Raw genomic sequence first — 19,848 nt, 5'->3', positions numbered from 1 at the left:
AGTAGCACGAACTCAGCGCAATTGAATATCATCAAAAATGTAAGAAATAATTTATAAATCTGATACTTGGCTATATTATGAGCAACCCCGTAAACCTAGCTAAACCTTCAACCCTGTTACTAAATAATCAAGTAATACCCGTACATTAGTAGCAACAAATTGCCGCGGAGGATAAAGCCCCCACACACCCTCTTGCAGAGGTTGATAAGCTGTTAATATTGGTACTAACTGCCCTGTTTTTATTTCATTCTCTATGTAGTAATCCGGCAACTGAACAATACCCAAGCCCTTTTTAGCCGCATCAACCAGTGACCAACCGCTATTACAATGCAATCGCCCTGCTACTTTAATATGCTTATCGCGATTATTTTCATTTACTCGCCAATAACTACTGTTCCCAATTAAGCATTGGTGCTGGTTAAGTTCACCTAGCGTATGAGGTTCGCCAAAACGCGCTAAATAGCTCGGTGCGGCACACATAATAAATCGTCTCGAGCTCAAGCGACGCGCTTTTAGACTTGAGTCTTTTAAATGGCCTAATCGAATGGCCAAATCAAAGCCGCCTTCCAGCAGGTTTTCTTGCTCATTAGAGAGTGTTGCGATTACTTCTACTTCTGGGTGATCATGCATAAACGAATGCACTATCGGCATAATAAAACTCTCACCATACATAACCGGTGCGGTTAATTTAATTTTACCTTTAGGGGATGTTTGCACAGAGGCTAGCCCCTGAGTGGCCTCATCCATAGCATGTTGTAATTGTTTTACTTGGTGTAAAAACTGCTCACCTTCTTTGGTTAATACCACCTTTCGGGTCGTACGCGTTAATAGTTGGGTATTTAAACGTTGTTCAAGCTTAGTAACATGGCGGCTAATATGGGCAACCGATAAACCCAACGCCTGTGCAGCTTGAGTAAAACTTCCCTCTTCGCCAACAGCTATAAACTCATCAATCCCTTCCCAACGCATCATTATTACCATACTGTAAAAGTGTTTTATTAATTTAGAGATTATCATTGTTATAGAAATAAATACAATAGACACATCACCCAAACAGTTTGGGTCTACAATTGATGTTCAAACCACTACAAAGGATATACACATGTCTGAATTTATAAAATCAAAAGCAGCGATTGCCTGGGGCCCTAATCAGCCTTTAAGCGTTGAAGAAGTTGACGTGATGATGCCTAAAAAAGGCGAAGTAATGGTAAAAATCACTGCCACCGGTGTATGCCATACAGATGCTTTTACTTTATCAGGTGAAGATCCTGAAGGTATTTTCCCCGCTATTTTAGGCCATGAAGGCGCTGGTGTGGTTTACGCTGTGGGCGAAGGCGTTACGAGTGTAGAAGTTGGCGATCACGTTATTCCTTTATACACCGCAGAATGTGGTGAATGTAAAATGTGTACTTCTGGCAAAACCAACTTGTGCTCTGCTGTACGCGAAACGCAAGGCAAAGGCTTAATGCCAGATGGTACCACTCGCTTTTACAAAGACGGCCAGCCAATTTATCACTACATGGGTTGCTCAACCTTTTCTGAGTACACAGTACTTCCTGAAATCTCACTAGCTAAAGTAAACAAAGAAGCGTCGTTAGAAGAAATTTGTTTATTAGGCTGTGGTGTCACTACCGGTATGGGCGCTGTAACAAATACGGCAAAAGTAACAGCGGGCGATACAGTGGCTATTTTTGGTCTAGGTGGCATTGGTTTGTCTGCCATTATTGGCGCAAAAATGGCTGGGGCTAGCCGTATTATCGGTGTTGATATTAACACCTCTAAGTTTGATCTTGCGACTAAACTCGGTGCGACCGACTTAATTAATCCAAAAGATTTCGACAAGCCAATTCAAGAAGTGATTGTAGAGATGACCGATGGCGGTGTTGACTACTCATTTGAATGTATTGGTAACGTTGATGTAATGCGCTCTGCCCTTGAGTGTTGTCATAAAGGTTGGGGAGAGTCGGTAATTATTGGTGTAGCCGGTGCTGGCCAAGAAATTTCAACTCGCCCGTTCCAATTAGTAACTGGCCGTGTATGGCGTGGTAGCGCATTTGGTGGCGTTAAAGGTCGCTCGCAACTTCCTGAAATTGTTGAACGCTACATGGCGGGGGAATTCGCCCTTAATGACTTTATTACCCACACAATGAGCCTTGAAGAAATAAATGATGCCTTTGATTTAATGCACGAAGGTAAGAGTATTCGTACTGTTATTCATTACTAATTTCTTTTAATCACCAACACCAGCCGTTGCTATTTAGTAACGGCTTTTAAGGATTGTTATGTTAGAAAATATCTCAACAGCAAAAGTGGCTGGTGGCTGGCATAAGCAGTATAGTCACACTTCCTCAAGCACCCATTGCAGCATGCGTTTTGCGGTATTTTTACCACCAGGCGCCAGTGAAAAAAATAAAGTACCAGTACTTTATTGGTTATCAGGGTTAACCTGTACCGATGAAAACTTTATGCAAAAAGCAGGCGCGTTTAAAAAAGCGGCAGAGCTAGGCATCGCTATTGTCGCACCTGATACCAGTCCGCGTGGTGAAAGCGTTCCTAACGAAGATAGCTACGATTTTGCTCAAGGTGCAGGGTTTTACGTCAATGCAACGCAGGCACCTTACAATACTCATTTTAATATGTACGACTATGTGGTGAAGGAACTACCTGCATTAATAGAGCAACATTTTCCAGTAACAACTAAAAAAGCAATTTCTGGGCACTCTATGGGTGGCCACGGTGCATTAATGATTGCCCTTAAAAATCCTAAAGCATATACCAGCGCTACAGCATTTAGCCCTATTGTTAACCCGCTAGATTGTCCTTGGGGTGTTAAAGCCTTTACTGGCTATTTAGGTGCTGATAAAGCCCAGTGGGCACAATATGATAGTTGCGAATTAATGCAACAAGCCAAACAAGCTGATTATTTACCTATGTTGGTTAGCCAAGGTGATGCAGATAACTTTTTAGAAGAGCAACTTAAGCCACAAAACTTAGTGGCTGTTGCAACACAGCAAGGCTATCCGTTAACACTCGAAATGCAAGCTGGCTACGACCATAGCTACTATTTCATTAGTAGTTTTATAGACCAACACTTATTATTTCATCATCAGTTTTTAACTGCTTAGATTCACTACTGTGTAGAGTAGATTTATCTACTTCTACACATTCTTTTAAGACCTTAGTAACCTGCCTGCATTTTTTAATCACCCCGTCATCTCCTTTTACTAACCCAAATACTGCAGAGTCTATTTTTAAACCGAGATCGGTAAAATTGAATCCATCTTTATCAACTGGAACCGGTTCAAGTGGATTTTTATAGGGCGTAGAACGAGCTGGATTATTCATTCTTTGGTTATCATCTGCATTTGAAACGGCTTGCCCATCTAATAAAACGCCAACAAAGGTACAGCCACTCGACATAATCATTAATAAAAGAATAAATATTTTTTGCATGTTTGGCCTTTGAATTGCACGTGGGTGAAGGATTTAATTATTTATATAGTAACTCTATTAAAAAACAAAACTGTAAAAATCTGTTAGTGAGCAAAATCGTTTACAACATAAGTTACGCTTAAGTATTTTATAATCACCCTCGTAAATTGATATAACATAACATATAATTAAGCTCGTTTTTTTCATCCATACCAAAGCATATTTATGTCATTACCTTTATCTCAAAATCGTTTGCATCATATAGACTTACTTCGGGGTCTTATCATTATATTTATGGTGATTGATCACGGCATGTATTATTGTCTAAATTATTCAGTGACCGACCCCATGACCATACCAGGAACAGATGCGCTTACTTTTTTCACTCGTTTTATATCGCACTTTTGTGCGCCATTATTTGTATTTTTAGCGGGCCTTTCAGCTGCAATAACCGAGCATAAATACACTTCCACGCACGCTTTTTCAAAAAGTTTAATTATACGTGGACTAGTGCTTATATTATTTGAATTTACTATTGTGTCATGGTCTTGGAGCTTTAATCCACTGTTTCCAATGTTATACGCTCAGGTTATTTGGGCGATAGGTTGGGGGTTTATTATTCTAGGGCTTTTACGCTTAATCGGTCTGTATGCAATTTTTGCCATGGGCTTAATTTTAGTATTTGGCCACAACTTATTTGATGCCGTCAACTTTGAGCCAAATACACTCGCAAATACAATCTGGTCTGTTTTACATCAAAAAAATGTACTCGAACTTCCTTTTAACTTTAAAATTAGAACCACCTATCCCGTAGCACCTATTGTTGGGTTAATGGCGTTAGCCTATTGTGCAGGTGTTTATTACAAGGCCAAGCAATACAGTAATCGAGTTATGGATTATGGCTTAATTTTGGGTGTCAGCTGCCTAATTTTATATACGCTTTTACGTGGCTTTAACCTTTATGGTGACGCGTCGCTATTTACGATTCGTGATTCTTATTTACTCACTATAATGTCATTTTTAAATCCGACCAAATACCCACTTTCCCTGCAGTTTATGTTGTTAACCGTTGGCATAGGTCTAATTATGCTTAAACTATTGAGCAAGCTAAAAAGTGACTTTTCGCCAACATTTTTACAAGTATTGGGTAAAACCAGTATGTTCTCGTACTTAGCTCACTTGTATTTACTGCATGCAATAAGTTGGTTGCTTATCCCTGTTTTAGGCTTTAGTTTTTCTGATATGACTTATGGCGAAACACTGGTGGGTTTACCAACTGGATACGGTATGAGCTATGTTGCAACACTGCTATTTATTGCAGTCGTAATTGGCCTAACAGCTATCCTTGCCAATTATTATTTAGCATGGAAGCAAAAAAATAAACACAGTTTAATTGCTAAGTATATTTGAACAGACATGAAAAAAGGCGCTATAAAAGCGCCTTGCTAACAAGTATGTGTGCTTAGAACATATCTTGATAGGAATTTGTTGTACTGAATGTGATTGCTTTTTCAAAGCCTGGCAGCGTAATGCTGTGCTCATCTAAAACAATCTCATTTTCATCAATTAAACCGTCACCAAAACGATAAATTAGCGAGTATTGACCTGAATCGGCTTGCGTTTGGTAAGTATGCTGTGCATCTTTCACTTGGCTATGTTTTTCAGCGTAGCTACTCATCAGTGCATCACCATGGCGTTTAGCAAGCATCTGCATAGTTACTTTTGCGCTAAGCACAGTCGCTGTTGCATTATTTCCACCAAAGCCTTTTGAGTTAATAAACGCAATATCCATATCACCACACTCATAGTGGCTATTACGAATATCTAAATGATCGCTGTAAACATCGTCGGCGACTTTATCAATGGTGGTAATACCAGGCATTATATTATGACTAAATACACCTAACGCAATGGCAAGCTGATCGCCACTAGCAGGCGCAATAGTATGGCCTACATAGGCTTTAGGCGCAGTCACTTTCCAGTTATCAATGGCAAAGGTTTGCGCAACTTTATGATAAATTAACGATTCAGTAACACGGTTTTGTGGTGTACTTGAGCCATGCGCTAAAATAAAGCTACGTTGTTGCAGTGCCTCTTTGCCTAACAAGCTAGTAGCAAGAGCAGCTGACTTCGCCATGGTGATGTAGTTGCCAGGCCCAGGTGAGGTAATTGATTTTTTAACCCCATCGGCATTCACAAATACATCAGGCACACTGCCCATAATATCTGCACCGAGCTCCAGAGCCAGTGTATCATCCATTAATATGGCAACTTGTGCGCCCTCGCCTAAGGTAAAACCGCAGTTCTCGCCAAATGGACGACTACTTTTACGGTAATCAGGCTCATCATCATTGCTTAAATTATCTAAACGACGCAAACCTTCAATATTGGCCAGCGCGCTCATATTGCCAAAACCTTCAACCACTTCTGGAGTAATCGCACATTCAACACTGGCAACCACTGCAACACGGGTCCGCCCAGCTTGAATATCGTTAACGGCAGCGCGTAAATTATATAAAAATGTGGCACATGCGCCTGAAGTTGAAAAAGTTGTCCCTACATTGCCGGTAACATAGGCGTTAATAAAATCGGTCGTCATTGTATTTAAACCCAGCGCTAACTGCTTAGTACTAACGCGATCGCCCTGCTGGCGTGCTTTAACTAAACCACCTAAGCCTTTATCATCCATTTGACCAATAACCGAGGCTGAATAGGTGCCAATTTTGTCAGGCTCTACGCTATTCATAACATGTTGCCAATCAAGTCCTGTTGATTTTATTGCATCGGTGGCAGCAAATATGGTCGCTTGTAAACCTCGCGGCTGGTAGCGGCTGTTATACATAATGGCAGGATCGAAGCCTGTTGGAAATTGCCCTGCAGACTTGATCGGATTATCACGGGTTGAGTCATGTTTTACGTCAAGCTCAGCAGCAATCGTGACTTTTACTTTTTTATTATCAAGATCATCTATTTGCCAATTACTTGGTAAAGGTGATGGTAAGTCACGACGGCGTGTTTCAAACACAATTGCACTATCATCTGAGGCCGTTAACGTCATTTTTTGCTGCCAAGGTGTGGCATCAACATCAAAATGTTCTTTTTCAATTTTTCGAATTAATGTACCAGCAATAATTTGCTCACCAAAGCGTGCTTCAATGTCGCTTTGCTCAACATGATTACCTTGGCTGTCTTCAAGTTGGCCGTTTACTGTAGTCACCAAGTTCATTAATGTTGCAAGGCCTAAGAATGTTTCTTGACGAGCTTGTGCCGCTAAGCTATCTAACACGATACGACGATAACCTTGATGAAATGAAGTGCGGCCAGCGGCATTAATGCCCCCCATACCTACAATAACGGGTAATGCAGTCATAATTTACCTTTAAAATGCGTGCTATAAGAATATGACGTTAGTTTAATTGGATTATAGAGATATCTTTATGCTTTAATAGCCAAATAAGCGGCATAAAAGGCCAAAAACAACTGGTCGGAGCATTCATAATGTACAAAAACCCATTACCTCCTCCCATTAATATTGGTATTGCAGTGTTTGAACACTTACTGGTAACCAGTCTGACACTACCGATTGAAATGCTACGTGCCGGCGAGGCATTTGCTAAAGGCCATAGTGATAAAAACAGCTTTAAACCTCTGGCCATTCATTTAGTAGCTAAAAATAGTGATGCCATTAAGACGCGAACTGGAATGTCAATTATTCCAGATTGTACAAGTGAAAACTCACCTTATTGCGATTTAGTGATAGTGCCAGGCATTTGGCGTAACCCTCGCCCTGTGGTACGCGCTAATCAACAATTAGTCACTTGGTTATCTGAGAGCTTTACCGTAGGGAGTCATATAATTGGAGTAGGCACAGGTAATTGCTTTGTTGCAGAGGCTAGTTTACTTGACGGGCACCCCGCTACTACCCATTGGCATTATGCTAAACAGTTTAAGCATGACTACCCGAATGTAAATTTAAAACCGGATTTTTTTATTACTCAGTCAGAGCGTATGTATACCGTAGCCAGTTTAAATGCACTTGCTGATGTTATCGTGCATATTATTAGTCAATATTATGGTAAAGAAGCGGCGCAACATGTAGAGCGCAACTTTTCCCATGAAATTCGTAAACCCTATGAAGATCAACGTTACTTAGAGGGTGCGGTAGATAGGCACCCAGATGAGCTGATTGCACAAATGCAATTTTGGTTAAAAACAAATTTAGCCAGTGAACTTAATTTACAGGAGGTTGCGGCTCAATTTAGTCTAAGTTATCGCACCTTTACCCGTCGCTTTAGAAGTGCCACTAACCAAAGTCCAATCGAGTATTGGCAACAGCTACGAGTAGAAGGTGCTAAAGACTTATTGGCCTCAACTAACTTATCAATTCAAGAGGTTGCATTGGAGGTTGGCTACAATGACCAAGGGCATTTAACCCGAGTATTTAAAAAGTATTACGCCAAACACCCAGCGAATACCGTAAAGTAGTCAGGCGAAAATTATTTGGTTAAGTTTTGGCTATACCATGCTCACGTTTGATGGTTAGCAAAGATGGATATAGCCTTGATTAGATCTTTTTATATATATAAATTATAGTATTACTCACTAAGCTAATTTGAATTCAAATAGAGAAATAGCCGATGGATAAATCTAGCAAGCTGCTTGTCGATCAAAACAATAACGTATCCATTGAAGCTAAGCTAGCTAACTTACTTGCGTTAGTTCGTAAACATTTAGATATGGATGTTGCTTTTATATCTGAATTTATTAACGATGAGCGGGTTTTTAAAGTGGTCGATAACCCCTCTGAAAACCAAATTGTTAAAGTGGGTAATTCCGATCCCATTAAGGAAACGTATTGCCAAAAAATCACCGATGAAAAGCTTAATCCAATTATTACTAATACCGAAGCTAACTCTATAACTAAGGCTATGCCGGTGACCAAAAAGTTAGGTATAGGCTCTTATATAGGTGTTCCTATCAACCTATCGAATGGCAAACTGTATGGCACGTTTTGTTGTTATAAATCACACCATGATGAGAGTTTAAATGAGCGGGATTTATCTTTTCTAAATCTTATTTCGGAAATAGCGACAGGCTTAATTGAAATAAATTTATCCAAACGTGTATCGCGCAATCACACCAAATCAGTTATTCAGCAAATTATTACCGATAATGATATAAATATTTATTATCAGCCTATTTATAGTCTACGCCACAATAAAGTTGTAGGCTTTGAGTCACTTGCTCGTTTTTTTACTACACCCTATAAAAGTCCAGATATATGGTTTAAAGAAGCGAAAAAAGTTGGCTTGAATGAAGCATTAGAAATGCTAGCCATTAAAAATGCACTCACCAACATAGCCAAATTTAATAATTCAACTTACATTGCTATTAATTGCTCACCTTCGCATATCCTAAGCGGTGCACTTGAAAATACATTACAAAACATTGACTGCACTAGGCTAGTATTAGAAATTACAGAGCATTCGCCAATTTCCGACTACGAAAAAATGCGGACAGCACTTACCCCACTCAGAAAAAGAGGGCTTCGCTTAGCTATTGATGATGTAGGCGCAGGCTTTTCATCATTTCAGCACATACTAGAGCTTGAAGCCGATATTATTAAATTAGATATTAGCCTCACACAAAATATAAACACTGACAAACGTAAATTTTTGCTGGCAAAAGCGCTGTGTGGGTTTGCAAAAGCAATCGACTGCACTATTGTTGCCGAAGGAATTGAAACCGAACAGGAGTTCAACTCGTTAAGAAAGCTCAATGTAGACAGTGTACAAGGCTATTTTATTGGCCGGCCCGCATCAATTAACGATGCACTTAGCGCAATAAACGCAACATTGTCCGCATGAAAAACGCCACTATTTAGTGGCGTTCGGTATCTGTACCGTCTTTTCGGTAATAACGTTTATGATAACTTTTTACTTTAGCGTGCACACCTTTGCTGAGACTTTTAAACTTAGCTTCGAGTACATCAACACCATATAAAATACCAACCACCAATACAGAAAGTTTAATTGCTGCACCTAGGTTTTCGGTTGCTATCATTACACCAATAGACGCCAATACCCAAATAGTAGCAGCGGAGGTAACCCCTACCACGGCACCATCCTTTGCCAGCATAACGCCTGCGCCTAAAAAGCCAATACCCGTGATTATTTGCCCCACTACACGAGAATGATCAATTACATCCCCTTGTAAGTTAAATGCCGTAGATAAAAACAAATAAGTGCCTAACGTTATTAAGGCAGATGTACGAATACCTACAGGTTTGCCGCGCAGCTGGCGCTCTATACCAATAATAGCGCCACAAAAAGCGGCGGTGCCAATAGCTGCCCATGAGTATGGCGCTACATCGATAAAATCTAAAAATGTCACTTAACATCCTAATCTATTTACTTTTCCAATAGCAACTGCCGTTCTGAGCCTTTGGCTACCAAATGCCGACATTTTGCTAAAGTCGCTGCGTGCAATTGGTACATACTGACAATCTATTGCTAGCTGGTAGTCTTTTCCAGGCTCGCAAAATGGGTCATGTACGTAAACACAATGTGCATCTAAATGGGTTACACACACCCAGTGCGGTGATTTTTTACCATCAAACCGATAGGTACTAATTAACAGCAACACACTAAACCCCTGACTCAACCAGTTTTCTATATCAGTTAATTCAACATCTTTTTGTGTAACTGAAATATTTGCCGCTGCAATGCCTTCAACAAACTGTTGATGAACCGTGGCCAGTACAGATTTTTTGTTATCACTGCGAACCCCATCTAAAAATAATGGTTCAGATGTATTAACAATCACCTCACTTTTAAAACCACGTTTATTTGCAGCCAGTGCCAAGCCAAATGGATGACAACCGCCATGTCCAGAGGTCATAAAAATAGTGGTGCCTTCACGCCACAAAGCTAATTCATGTGACTGACTCAGCTCTGTGTTTGAGTCAAGAGCTGCCATTGCCATTAATAACGCAGCAGGTCCACAGGTAAACTCGGTGGTTTGTTGATACCATGGCGTTAAACGATCAACCTGTAATTCACTGGTTTGGCGTATATTTTTTTGCATCCGTAAGGCATCACTGTGATCGTCATAATAATCACTGTATTGACCAAATACGCGATATCCCACACTTTTATAAAGTCCAATAGCGCTGTCGTTATTTACTGCAACTTCTAGGCGCAAATAAATACGTCCACGCTCACTGGTCGCTTTTTCAAGCGCATTGAGTAATTTTTTAGCTATGCCTTTGCCTTGCATCGTTGGTAATACAGCTAACGAATACAAACGCGCTAACCTCGTCCCTTTATGGCACCACACTAAGCCATAGCCACATAATTGCGCATTTTGCTCAGCAACTAATAAAATCCCATGTTTAGCTCCAAGCCAGCGCTTTAAACTACGCGCACTTAATTTATCGTTACTAAAACAAGTATTTTCAAGTGCCACCAATGCTTTTAAGTCAGCGGTTATTGCAGGGCGAATGACTAGGTTATACGCCTCTGTCACTATTGCTTTTTCAGCCAGAGCAATAGGCATTAGCCGCGCCCTCGTGCTTCTAAGCGCTGTTTAAACTCATCCATTATGATCATGTATAGCTCGTCACCTAAGTAACCATCTTCTACTTTGTGATCAATGCTTGGGTTATCGTTTACTTCCAATACATACGCACGACCTTGGTGCTCTTTAACGTCTACACCGTATAACCCTTTACCTACTGTTTTACAGGCCTTTAAAGCTGCATCTAATACTACTTTTGGTAACTCAAAGGTTGGTAGAGTTTCAAAACCACCGGAAAAAAACGCTTAGCGTCATGGTTGTATATTTGCCAGTGGTTACGCGCCATTAAATAACGACACGCATAAATAGCACGACCATTAAGTACCCCTACACGCCAATCGTATTCTGTGTACATGTATTCTTGTGCCAATACCAGCGCACTCAGTGCAAATAGTTCGGTTAGTTTAGCTTCAAGCTCACCACGGTTTGCAACTTTATACACGCCTTTTGAGAACGACCCTTCTGGCATTTTTAATACCAGCGGATAGGTAAATGCTGCTTCTAATTGCTCAAGCGTTTGCACTGATTGATCAGCCACTACCACCGTTTTTAAACTTGGTACTTTTTGATAGTTGAAGGCATCATGCAAGTACACTTTATTACAACAACGTAAAATAGATTCAGCATCGTCAATGACCACCAACCCTAAACTCTGTGCTTTACTTGCAAGACGGTATGTTGGGTGGTCAATCGCTGTAGTTTGGCGAATAAATAACGCATCAAACTGGGCAATATTATCTATTTCATCAAAACTGAGTGCTTTTGCATCAATACCATGTTTGGCTGCTGCTTTTATAAAACGGGCTATTGCATCTTTATCACTTGGCGGTACTTTTTCGTTATGATCAACCAAAATAGCCATATTCCATCTAAAACGGCGCTCTACTTTACCAATACGCCATTGCGTTTGAGTAAATGTATTTAGCTTTTCAATAAACGCAGCATATTGTTGCTCGCTTAAAGAGGTTAATGAGCCTTGTTGCAATAAACCTTGCTGATCTACAAATAAAATAGGCGCTGGGTATTGTTTAAATACCGATTTAGCCGCTTTACTTTGTAATTCATTTAGAGCATTACCAAAGTAAACAGCGCCATCAATTTGCCCAGTATTTAAAGTAGGTGCTTGGCCGCTTCTAAGCGCATTTATTGTTTTAACGCTTGGTAATACTTGGTGTTTTCGGGCCTCTGCAAGCAATGAGCAATAGTAACCCTTACTCAAGTATTGGCTTGAGTCGCATAAATTAATAATGCGGGTTTTAGGTTCATTATGTTTTGGGTAATCACGTAAGTAACTATTAAACGTAATGACATTTTCGAATGATTGAGCAAGTGCTTGCTCGTTGTTATCAACCACTATTAAGGTTTTAAACACGACTTTTCCTAGTTATACCAATCGGTAGTAAGCCAAATATAAATGCGTGCGATCTTTAAATTATCGCATTATAAATAGAAACACCTATCGCACTAAGTGCAGCAAATAGCAAATCACTTAATACGATAGGTGCTTTAACGAATATCTACTATAAACGTTAGCGCTTAAATTGCTTAAGCGACATGTGATTTATAAGCCCTTTTTTACATACACACAAACGAGATATTTTTAGCGTGAAGATAAAAATTTTTGATGAACTTTTTTATTGTTAATTTGTGTTTTAAAATAGCCAAAATTTACCACTAAAAGTGATCATTATGTCTCTTCCCGCTTGCCCTAAGTGCCAATGTGAATACGTTTACGAAGACCAACAACTGCTTATATGCCCAGAATGTGCCTATGAATGGAACCCAAATAATACAAGCGATGAAGACGCTATTTTGGTAAAAGATGCAAACGGCACTTTACTAGCCGATGGTGACAAAGTAACCGTAGCCAAAGATTTAAAAATTAAAGGCAGTTCTCAGGTTATAAAAATTGGCACGAAAGCGGTAGTTAGACGTGTGCTTGATAAAAAAGATCACCAACTAGATTGTAAAGTCGATGGCATTGGCGAAATGATGGTAACGGCCAAGTTTGTGAAAAAAGCCTGAAATTACAAAAACTCACTTGTAAAAATTAACAGAAAGTAATAACGCTTAACTGCTAATTTTTTAGTTCTTTAGATAGCGCAGCTAATGTTTGATCGTAAGCATGTTGATTAAAGTTACTTGAGTGTGGGTTCATAAAACCGTGCAAATATTCAACATGTTTTACGTTAACATTAGCCTTTGTTGCCAGCTCAACCTGTAGTGATTTAACATCAAAGTGCGGCTCATAATGCGGAAATATGAGCTCAATCTCAAACTGTGGTTGTAAGTCTGTATGGTGCCTAATTTGCGAGCTGTAAAAACAAATGCCCTTAGCTATCGTTTTAATCGCCGGGTGTGCAGACATTGACCAAATCGCCGATGCGCCAACACTAAAACCTATCAATATAGTGTTGTCAGCGAGTGGTTTAATCGCTTTTTGTAAAATAGCTACATACTCATCAAGGCCAATATGCTGACTAAAATACTCATAGGCCTGCTGTTCACTGTTAAATGCCATATCAACCCCGTCATAAGGGTCGACAATAGACTGAGCGTTTAGTTTTTCAGCTAATGCTTTTAAAGCTGCTGTATTACCAAAAATATCACTGACCAATACTAAGTTCATAAACGGCCCATCTTTAATTTTATTCTATAAGTTTTAGGCAATTATTTAACAAAGAGGCCTACGAGATGCTGCGCCTCAGAGTAAGAGACAAATAAATACTACATTCAAAGCACTTTAACCACGTCATAACTATGTTTTACATCACCGATAGTTAAACTAACTTCATCATCGACTTGTTTACCCAATAACTGTTGGCCTAATGGTGCGCCAGAGGTAAGCACTTGAATAGTTATGCCTTTAATATCAACGGTTAATCCACCAGCTGCTGGGCCTAAATAAAACCATTTGTGTGTGCCCGCATCGTCTTCTAAACATACTAATGAGCTTATAGCGATGGTGCCTATAACGGGTTCGTTGTATATGGCTTCAAATAGTTGTATTTCTTTATAGCACTCATTAACTCGCTCTGCATGGCCTTGTGCTAAATAGGCGGCTTCAAGCCCGAGGGTATCGTATTGGGTCTCTGCAATACTTTCTTCATGAGTAGCGGTATCGTGAGCTGTTTGAGCTGCAATTTTAGCAGTGTTTAGTTGCTCATCTAAGGCAAAACGAAGGTGCTCAGTAACATGGGCTTTATTCATTTGGAGAATTCACTCAATTCGGTAAAAATAATTTGCCATTTTATACCAATCTGCTTGGATATGGGACCTATTTTAACGATAAGAAAATTGCTCTATAACTAGGCGAAATTTTTGATATCTAATTGTTCTAAATGAAAAAATTTTAACAACGTTATAGAGGAATTTAATTCGTTAAATTGTTCAAATATTTATGCCGGTTGGTATTAGCATTGTTGCCACATCGAACACTATCCCTTTGCTGTGTAACAACAATGCTAATTTAAGGCTATGGCATATCCATTAATGCCTGCGTTTGCTGATCCACTTGCTTATCGTAGTTTTTAGCACTTAACCCAAGTAGCTCGGGTAATGTCGCAGCAATACAAATAGACGACAGCGTGCCTACGACTATTCCTGCAAACAAAGCAATGGCAAACCCCTGCAGCGGCGCGCCAGCTAACAGCCAAACACTTGCCACTGTTGCGAGCGTAGTTCCGGAGGTAATAAGCGTACGAGTTAAGGTGCTTTTAATAGCACTGTTGATAATACGACTTGGTTTTAGCGAAATATTTGTTGGTATGCGTAATAGCTCGCGTACTCTATCGCCCACTATTATTGAGTCATTTAGGGAGTAGCCAATAATTGCCAATAAACTGGCTAAAACGGTTAGGTTAAACTCTATTTGTAACCACGAAAATAAGCCAACCACCAGCACTAAATCATGTAATAAAGCCACCACAGAGCCTAATGCCAAACGCCACTCAAACCGAACAGCTAAATAAATCATTACCGCTACCATCGCAGCAAATAAGGCTAAGCAGCCTTGCTCAAATAATTCATCACCCACTTGAGAGCCAATATAAGCCGATGATAAAACCTCAGCGTTTATATCTGGGTTTTGGCTAATCGCGGTTTTCCAAGCATCATTATTGGCACCTTTATTTGGCGCTTGCGTTAATTGAAAATGATTATTGCCCTGCGCTGTTAGTTCAAATTCACCTTGATGGTTTTTAGCAATAAATTGCTCAAGCTGTTTTAGTTCAACACCTTGGCTGGTGGTAAATTCTGTTAAATAACCACCCGTAAAATCAAGGCCAAAATTAAGCCCTTTTTGTGCAATGGTGAATACCGATAACAACACAAATATGGCACTAACAAGCATGCCTGTATAACGCATACGTGACCCTGTCTCACATTTTAAAAAAGTGTTAAGCATGCGCGTTTACTCCTGCTTTTTTACCCAGCTTTAAATATAAGCTTTGGCTTAAATACTTAGATACATACACTCCAGTAAACACCGATGTAATAAGACCAAGCGCCAGCGTTATCGCAAAGCCTTTTACCGGGCCATAGCCTATGCCATATAAAATAATCGCGGTGATCATGGTGGTAATATTGGCATCAAATATAGTATTAGCAGCCTGTTTATAACCCTCTTGTATCGCTTGATATGGAGGACGTCCTTTGCGGCGCTCTTCTTTTATGCGTTCAAATATAATCACGTTAGTATCAACCGCCATTCCTATAGTTAATACTAAGCCTGCTATCCCTGGAAGAGTTAAAACCACCCCAGGTAATAACGACATTAGCCCCACTAAAGAGGTTAAGTTTAAAATTAACGCAACATTTGCAATAAGCCCTAAACGGCGGTACCACAGTGCCATAAACGCAAGTGTTAAACCCATGCCTAACATTAACGCTGCTAATCCATTATTAATATTGTCTTGGCCAAGGCTTGGGCCAATAGTTTGTTCATGTACTATGGTCACTGGCGCAGTAAGTGATCCTGCGCGTAGTAGTAGCGCTAAATCGGCAGCGGCTTGTTGGCTCTGCATATTGGTTATACTAAACCGCGAGCTTAAATGCTGGGCAATATTAGCCACATTAATAACTTCGCTTTTTTTAACCACTTCACCTTTAGCATTTTGTGAATACTCTGAATAAAGCGTTGCCATAGGTTTACCTATATTCGCCTTTGAAAAAGCCGACATAGCATCGCCACCTTGGCCATCTAAGCTCAGTTGTACCAAAGGTTTACCCCAGTCATCACGGCCTATATAAGCGTTATTAATATGCTCACCGGTAAATATAGGTACAGGGTCGAGCTTAATGGTCCCTCCCGATTGCAAATTAAACGTTTGCCCGCCTCTCTCTTTAAGTTGATAAAACCCCAATGACGCGGTTGCACCAATTATGCGTTTTGCTTCAGCTGGATCTTGCACGCCAGGTAGCTCAATACGAATGCGCTGCTTACCTTGGCGCTGTGTAACGGCCTCAGTTATACCGAGCTCTTCAATACGTGAGCGAAGTGTGGTGAGTGTTTGGCTCATCACTTCTTTATCAAATGCGCTGCGCCCTTGCTCAGAATAGCTAATTTTAACGACCTGTAAGTTGCCATTAGTTGATGTGGTTGTAGTGAGGTTTTCAAAACGGCTTTTAAGCTCTTTTATAACTACTGTTAGCTTATCGTCAGCATTCTCAAGCGCACTTATTTCAAAGCCCTGATTAGTCTGCTGCGCTTTAACGCCATAGGCTTTTTGTTTAACAATAATGGCTTTTGTTTGTTGATATGCACTGAGCAATTGCTCATCAATGGCTTTATCTAAATCAACATCAAGTACAAACAATACCCCGCCGTTTAAATCAAGACCCAGTTTTATAGGCGATAAGCCAAACTCTTGTAACCAAATAGGGCTAGTTGCATGTTCAACAATTTTAACCTGTGTGTTTGGAAAGTTTGATTTTAAAGCCGCTTGAGCCTGCGCACTTTGCGTAGGCGTATTTAAAAGTACATTAATATGTGCTTGGTTTTTTAAACTTTCACTAACTTCGAAACCTTGGCTATTTAAAAAGTTAACTAGATTTTCAGTACTAGGCAATGCTTGTGCTTTAACCTCAGAAGTTGCACTAACATGCAACCACGACTTATTCGGGTATAAATTAGGTAAGGCGCTTATTGCTAGTAACACTAATACAATCAGCATGGCTACATAGCTTAATTTAAACTTAGCCTTAGATGGCTTTTTCTCTTTTTTTAGACTTAACATAGTTATTCCTTATTACTCGGCATAGCCCAGTAACGTACCTATTAGGCACAATTAATCTGCAGGTCAAAACGCGAAGCGTTAAAACCAATTAAATTAAATAAGAAACATTAAGCGTAGTAGGTGGTTACAGCGGTGTATAACAGGTTAGCGTCTTTCCAGCCGCTCAAGCGCGACTTTTTACTTTTAAATACCCAAGTATACCAAGGCTGACTTATGGTGACTGCTTGCGGTCGCAAAAAAATATGCCTACACCCATTTAGGGCAAAAAACTCATGCACTACATCGTATTCAGGATCGCCCTGCGCACTGTGTAAAAATAAAAATGAATTATTGGCTGTTAGCCTAGGTTGATGCGCATCAAAATCAGAATGCTTTGAGTTTTTATGCTGTAAATCGCCAAGCGATTTTGTAGGTACGGAAATGTTAGTTAAATGGTCAACATTAATAACATCGCTATAACTGCTTTGGTTACTGTTTAATTCGTGCTTTACGCCCATAGCATGGCTTTGCACACTAAAGAGTGCAGCAAAAAACAAGCAAGTAGCTAAAAAAACGCGAAATTTAAACATTGGTCATTTAAAACTAAAATAAAGGATAGCTAGTATATAAGGGCAGCTAATTAAAATACAATAGCCGTTCTTAAGCTAATTCATTTATATAAAAACACATACTGAGATCCTCGATGCGCTCCAGACAAAGTTCAGTAAAACGCCCCGACGCCATGAATTTAAAACAAAGCATTCAAACTCTTTGGCCTTATATCACTAAATTTAAAGGCCGTGTGCTGATTGCCATATTAGCACTAGTCGGTGCTAAAGGGGCGACATTACTCATGCCATGGGCTTTAAAAGAAATAATTGATTCGGTTGATAAATCAATTAACCCACTACTACTCGTTCCTACTTTATTACTCGTTATGTACGGCGCATTGCGCTTTGCTAGCGTATTTTTGGGTGAAGTACGCGATGCGGTATTTTCGCGAGTCACCGAGCATGCCATGCGAGATATTGGCCTAAAAGTGTTTAAACATTTGCACTCGCTAGATTTAGCCTTTCATTTAGACAGACAAACTGGCGGTATAAGTCGAGACATAGAGCGCGGCACCAGTGGCTTAAGCTTTTTAATGCGTTTTTTAATGTTTAATATTGTGCCCACGTTGTTTGAAATAATGACCGTAGCGATTATTTTTGGCACCTTGTTTTCTATTTGGTTCGCATTAATCACCCTACTTGCTGTTACTATTTATATCTTTTTTACGGTGACGGTTACCCAATGGCGAAACCGCTTTATTCGTGAGTCAAACGCTGCTGATAATCAAAGTAACACCCGTGCCATCGACAGTCTATTAAATTACGAAACCGTAAAATACTTTAATAATGAACAGCATGAAGTCCAAACTTACGACACATTTTTAGCAACCTGGGAACAAGCACGATTAAAAAACAGACTCTCGTTACTGGCGCTTAATTCAGGGCAAGCACTGATCATTGCATGTGCCATAACCGCATTAATGTGGCTTGGCGCAAGTGAAGTGGTTACCGGCGAGTTAACGATTGGTGAACTGGTAATGATCAATGCATATATGATTCAACTCTTTTTACCGCTTAACTTTTTGGGATTTGTGTACCGTGAAATACGCCGTGCCCTTACCGACCTTGAAAACATGCTTGGGTTATTAAATACCTCACCCAAAGTAGCAGATAGCGAAACCGCGCAACCATTAGCACTCAAAAATGGGGCAATTAGCTTTGAAAACGTCAGCTTTAGCTACGATAGCAAGCGCCCTATTCTTAAGAACGTCAGTTTTAATGTAAACTCTGGTGCTAAGGTAGCGGTTGTAGGTGCTAGTGGCGCAGGTAAAAGCTCGTTAGCCCGCTTGCTATATCGTTTTTATGAACTTTCATCGGGTGCTATAAAAATTGATAATCAAGCCATAAACACGGTTACCCTAGCAAGCTTGCGTAAAGCTATTGCCATAGTGCCGCAAGATACTGTGTTATTTAATACCAGCATACGCGAAAACATTCATTACGGCAGACCCAGCGCCAGTGAAGATGAAGTAAACAAAGCCATAAACATGGCGCATCTAACAGACTTTATTAATAGCCTAGATAAAGGCGATAAAACCTTAGTCGGTGAACGCGGACTAAAAGTCTCTGGTGGCGAAAAGCAACGTATTGCTATTGCTCGCGCTATTTTAAAACAATCGCCGATTTTAATTTTTGACGAAGCCACTTCCGCGCTCGACTCACAATCTGAACAAGCCATATTAAACGCTATGCAAGAGGTTGCCTCTAACCACACAAGTATTGTTATTGCGCATCGCTTATCAACAATTACCGATGCCGATACTATTATCGTGCTTAAGGCGGGAGAAGTAGTAGAGCAAGGTAAACATGATGAATTACTCATGCAAAATGGTGAATATGCTCATATGTGGACCTTGCAACAAAAACAGTCAAAGGCGCAATAAACTAAGCCTCTCGGGTACGATTGAAGTATCTGAGTGCTTTTTTGCTATTTTGCTAGTATTTCATTTATCTTATCGACCGGTACGGTTATTCACCTCAAAAGGTTTGTTTGCAGTGAAGTTATCAATACA

General features: G+C 40.0%; 16 protein-coding genes and 2 pseudogenes. 7 read left to right on the top strand and 11 right to left on the bottom strand.

All coding sequences use genetic code 11. The features are described 5' to 3' along the window. Positions 1–99: 99 nt before the first annotated feature. Entirely contained in the window at positions 100–972 is an 873-nt protein-coding gene (locus AC0L7Q_RS06780; RefSeq protein WP_413401892.1) for a LysR family transcriptional regulator, read from the bottom strand. Positions 973–1,102: 130 nt separating this feature from the next. Here AC0L7Q_RS06780 and AC0L7Q_RS06775 point away from each other — a divergent pair, with 130 nt between their 5' ends. Then, the gene (locus AC0L7Q_RS06775) at positions 1,103–2,224 is read left to right on the top strand and encodes an S-(hydroxymethyl)glutathione dehydrogenase/class III alcohol dehydrogenase (protein WP_413401890.1); all 1,122 of its coding nucleotides are present in this window, start codon (positions 1,103–1,105) and stop codon (positions 2,222–2,224) included. Positions 2,225–2,282: 58 nt separating this feature from the next. Next, complete coding sequence (gene fghA, locus AC0L7Q_RS06770; RefSeq protein ID WP_413401888.1) at positions 2,283–3,125, top strand: S-formylglutathione hydrolase; 843 nt, start codon at positions 2,283–2,285, stop codon at positions 3,123–3,125. Here the strand turns inward: fghA and AC0L7Q_RS06765 are convergent. Further along, positions 3,079–3,453 (bottom strand): hypothetical protein, encoded by a 375-nt coding sequence (locus AC0L7Q_RS06765; protein WP_413401886.1) that lies wholly within the window; start codon positions 3,451–3,453, stop codon positions 3,079–3,081. The two genes, fghA and AC0L7Q_RS06765, sit on opposite strands and share 47 nt — an antisense overlap. Before the next feature lie 204 nt (positions 3,454–3,657). Here AC0L7Q_RS06765 and AC0L7Q_RS06760 point away from each other — a divergent pair, with 204 nt between their 5' ends. Then, positions 3,658–4,842 (top strand): acetyltransferase domain-containing protein, encoded by a 1,185-nt coding sequence (locus AC0L7Q_RS06760; RefSeq protein WP_413401884.1) that lies wholly within the window; start codon positions 3,658–3,660, stop codon positions 4,840–4,842. 52 nt (positions 4,843–4,894) lie between these two features. Here the strand turns inward: AC0L7Q_RS06760 and AC0L7Q_RS06755 are convergent, their stop codons facing one another. After that, a complete protein-coding gene (locus AC0L7Q_RS06755; RefSeq protein ID WP_413401882.1) occupies positions 4,895–6,802 on the bottom strand; it encodes a beta-ketoacyl synthase in 1,908 nt (635 codons plus the stop codon). Positions 6,803–6,930: 128 nt separating this feature from the next. Here AC0L7Q_RS06755 and AC0L7Q_RS06750 point away from each other — a divergent pair. Next, positions 6,931–7,940: pseudogene (locus tag AC0L7Q_RS06750) on the top strand (GlxA family transcriptional regulator). A 129-nt stretch (positions 7,941–8,069) separates the two neighbouring features. Next, a complete protein-coding gene (locus AC0L7Q_RS06745) occupies positions 8,070–9,299 on the top strand; it encodes a sensor domain-containing phosphodiesterase (protein ID WP_409425324.1) in 1,230 nt (409 codons plus the stop codon). Positions 9,300–9,312: 13 nt separating this feature from the next. Here AC0L7Q_RS06745 and AC0L7Q_RS06740 read toward each other — a convergent pair whose 3' ends face one another. From AC0L7Q_RS06740 to AC0L7Q_RS06730, 3 genes and pseudogenes are all read right to left on the bottom strand, one after another. Continuing rightward, positions 9,313–9,825: an MgtC/SapB family protein gene (locus tag AC0L7Q_RS06740; protein WP_413401878.1), complete on the bottom strand. Its 513-nt coding sequence runs from the start codon at positions 9,823–9,825 to the stop codon at positions 9,313–9,315. Continuing rightward, positions 9,826–10,989 carry a peptidase C39 family protein gene (locus tag AC0L7Q_RS06735; protein ID WP_413401876.1) on the bottom strand — a complete coding sequence of 388 codons (1,164 nt, stop codon included), beginning with the start codon at positions 10,987–10,989 and terminating at the stop codon, positions 9,826–9,828. Beyond that, a pseudogene (locus AC0L7Q_RS06730) lies at positions 10,989–12,382 on the bottom strand (RimK family protein). Before AC0L7Q_RS06730 ends, AC0L7Q_RS06735 begins: the two are co-directional and overlap by 1 nt. A gap of 317 nt (positions 12,383–12,699) precedes the next feature. On the opposite strand from AC0L7Q_RS06730, the gene AC0L7Q_RS06725 reads away from it, so the two are divergent. After that, positions 12,700–13,035, top strand: a complete 336-nt coding sequence (locus tag AC0L7Q_RS06725) for a zinc ribbon domain-containing protein YjdM (RefSeq protein ID WP_076920245.1) — start codon at positions 12,700–12,702, stop codon at positions 13,033–13,035. Between the two features lie 52 nt (positions 13,036–13,087). On the opposite strand, the gene AC0L7Q_RS06720 is transcribed toward AC0L7Q_RS06725, so the two are convergent. The 5 genes from AC0L7Q_RS06720 to AC0L7Q_RS06700 all read right to left on the bottom strand — a co-directional run bounded on the left by AC0L7Q_RS06720 (position 13,088) and on the right by AC0L7Q_RS06700 (position 17,815). Then, complete coding sequence (locus AC0L7Q_RS06720; RefSeq protein ID WP_409425319.1) at positions 13,088–13,639, bottom strand: dienelactone hydrolase family protein; 552 nt, start codon at positions 13,637–13,639, stop codon at positions 13,088–13,090. 104 nt (positions 13,640–13,743) lie between these two features. Beyond that, positions 13,744–14,220: a transcription elongation factor GreAB gene (locus tag AC0L7Q_RS06715; RefSeq protein WP_409425318.1), complete on the bottom strand. Its 477-nt coding sequence runs from the start codon at positions 14,218–14,220 to the stop codon at positions 13,744–13,746. Positions 14,221–14,485: 265 nt separating this feature from the next. Further along, positions 14,486–15,415: a protein translocase subunit SecF gene (secF, locus tag AC0L7Q_RS06710; RefSeq protein ID WP_413401872.1), complete on the bottom strand. Its 930-nt coding sequence runs from the start codon at positions 15,413–15,415 to the stop codon at positions 14,486–14,488. Continuing rightward, on the bottom strand, positions 15,408–17,246 hold the full coding sequence (secD, locus tag AC0L7Q_RS06705; RefSeq protein WP_413401870.1) for a protein translocase subunit SecD: 1,839 nt from the start codon (positions 17,244–17,246) through the stop codon (positions 15,408–15,410). Before secD ends, secF begins: the two co-directional genes overlap by 8 nt. Before the next feature lie 107 nt (positions 17,247–17,353). After that, positions 17,354–17,815 carry a hypothetical protein gene (locus AC0L7Q_RS06700; RefSeq protein ID WP_409425315.1) on the bottom strand — a complete coding sequence of 154 codons (462 nt, stop codon included), beginning with the start codon at positions 17,813–17,815 and terminating at the stop codon, positions 17,354–17,356. A 113-nt stretch (positions 17,816–17,928) separates the two neighbouring features. Between AC0L7Q_RS06700 and AC0L7Q_RS06695 the strand changes: the two genes are divergently transcribed. After that, a complete protein-coding gene (locus AC0L7Q_RS06695; protein ID WP_413401868.1) occupies positions 17,929–19,719 on the top strand; it encodes an ABCB family ABC transporter ATP-binding protein/permease in 1,791 nt (596 codons plus the stop codon). Positions 19,720–19,848: the final 129 nt, after the last annotated feature.

Source organism: Pseudoalteromonas sp. KJ63-1, from assembly GCF_055808145.1.
This window is presented reverse-complemented; position numbering and strand designations above follow the sequence as displayed.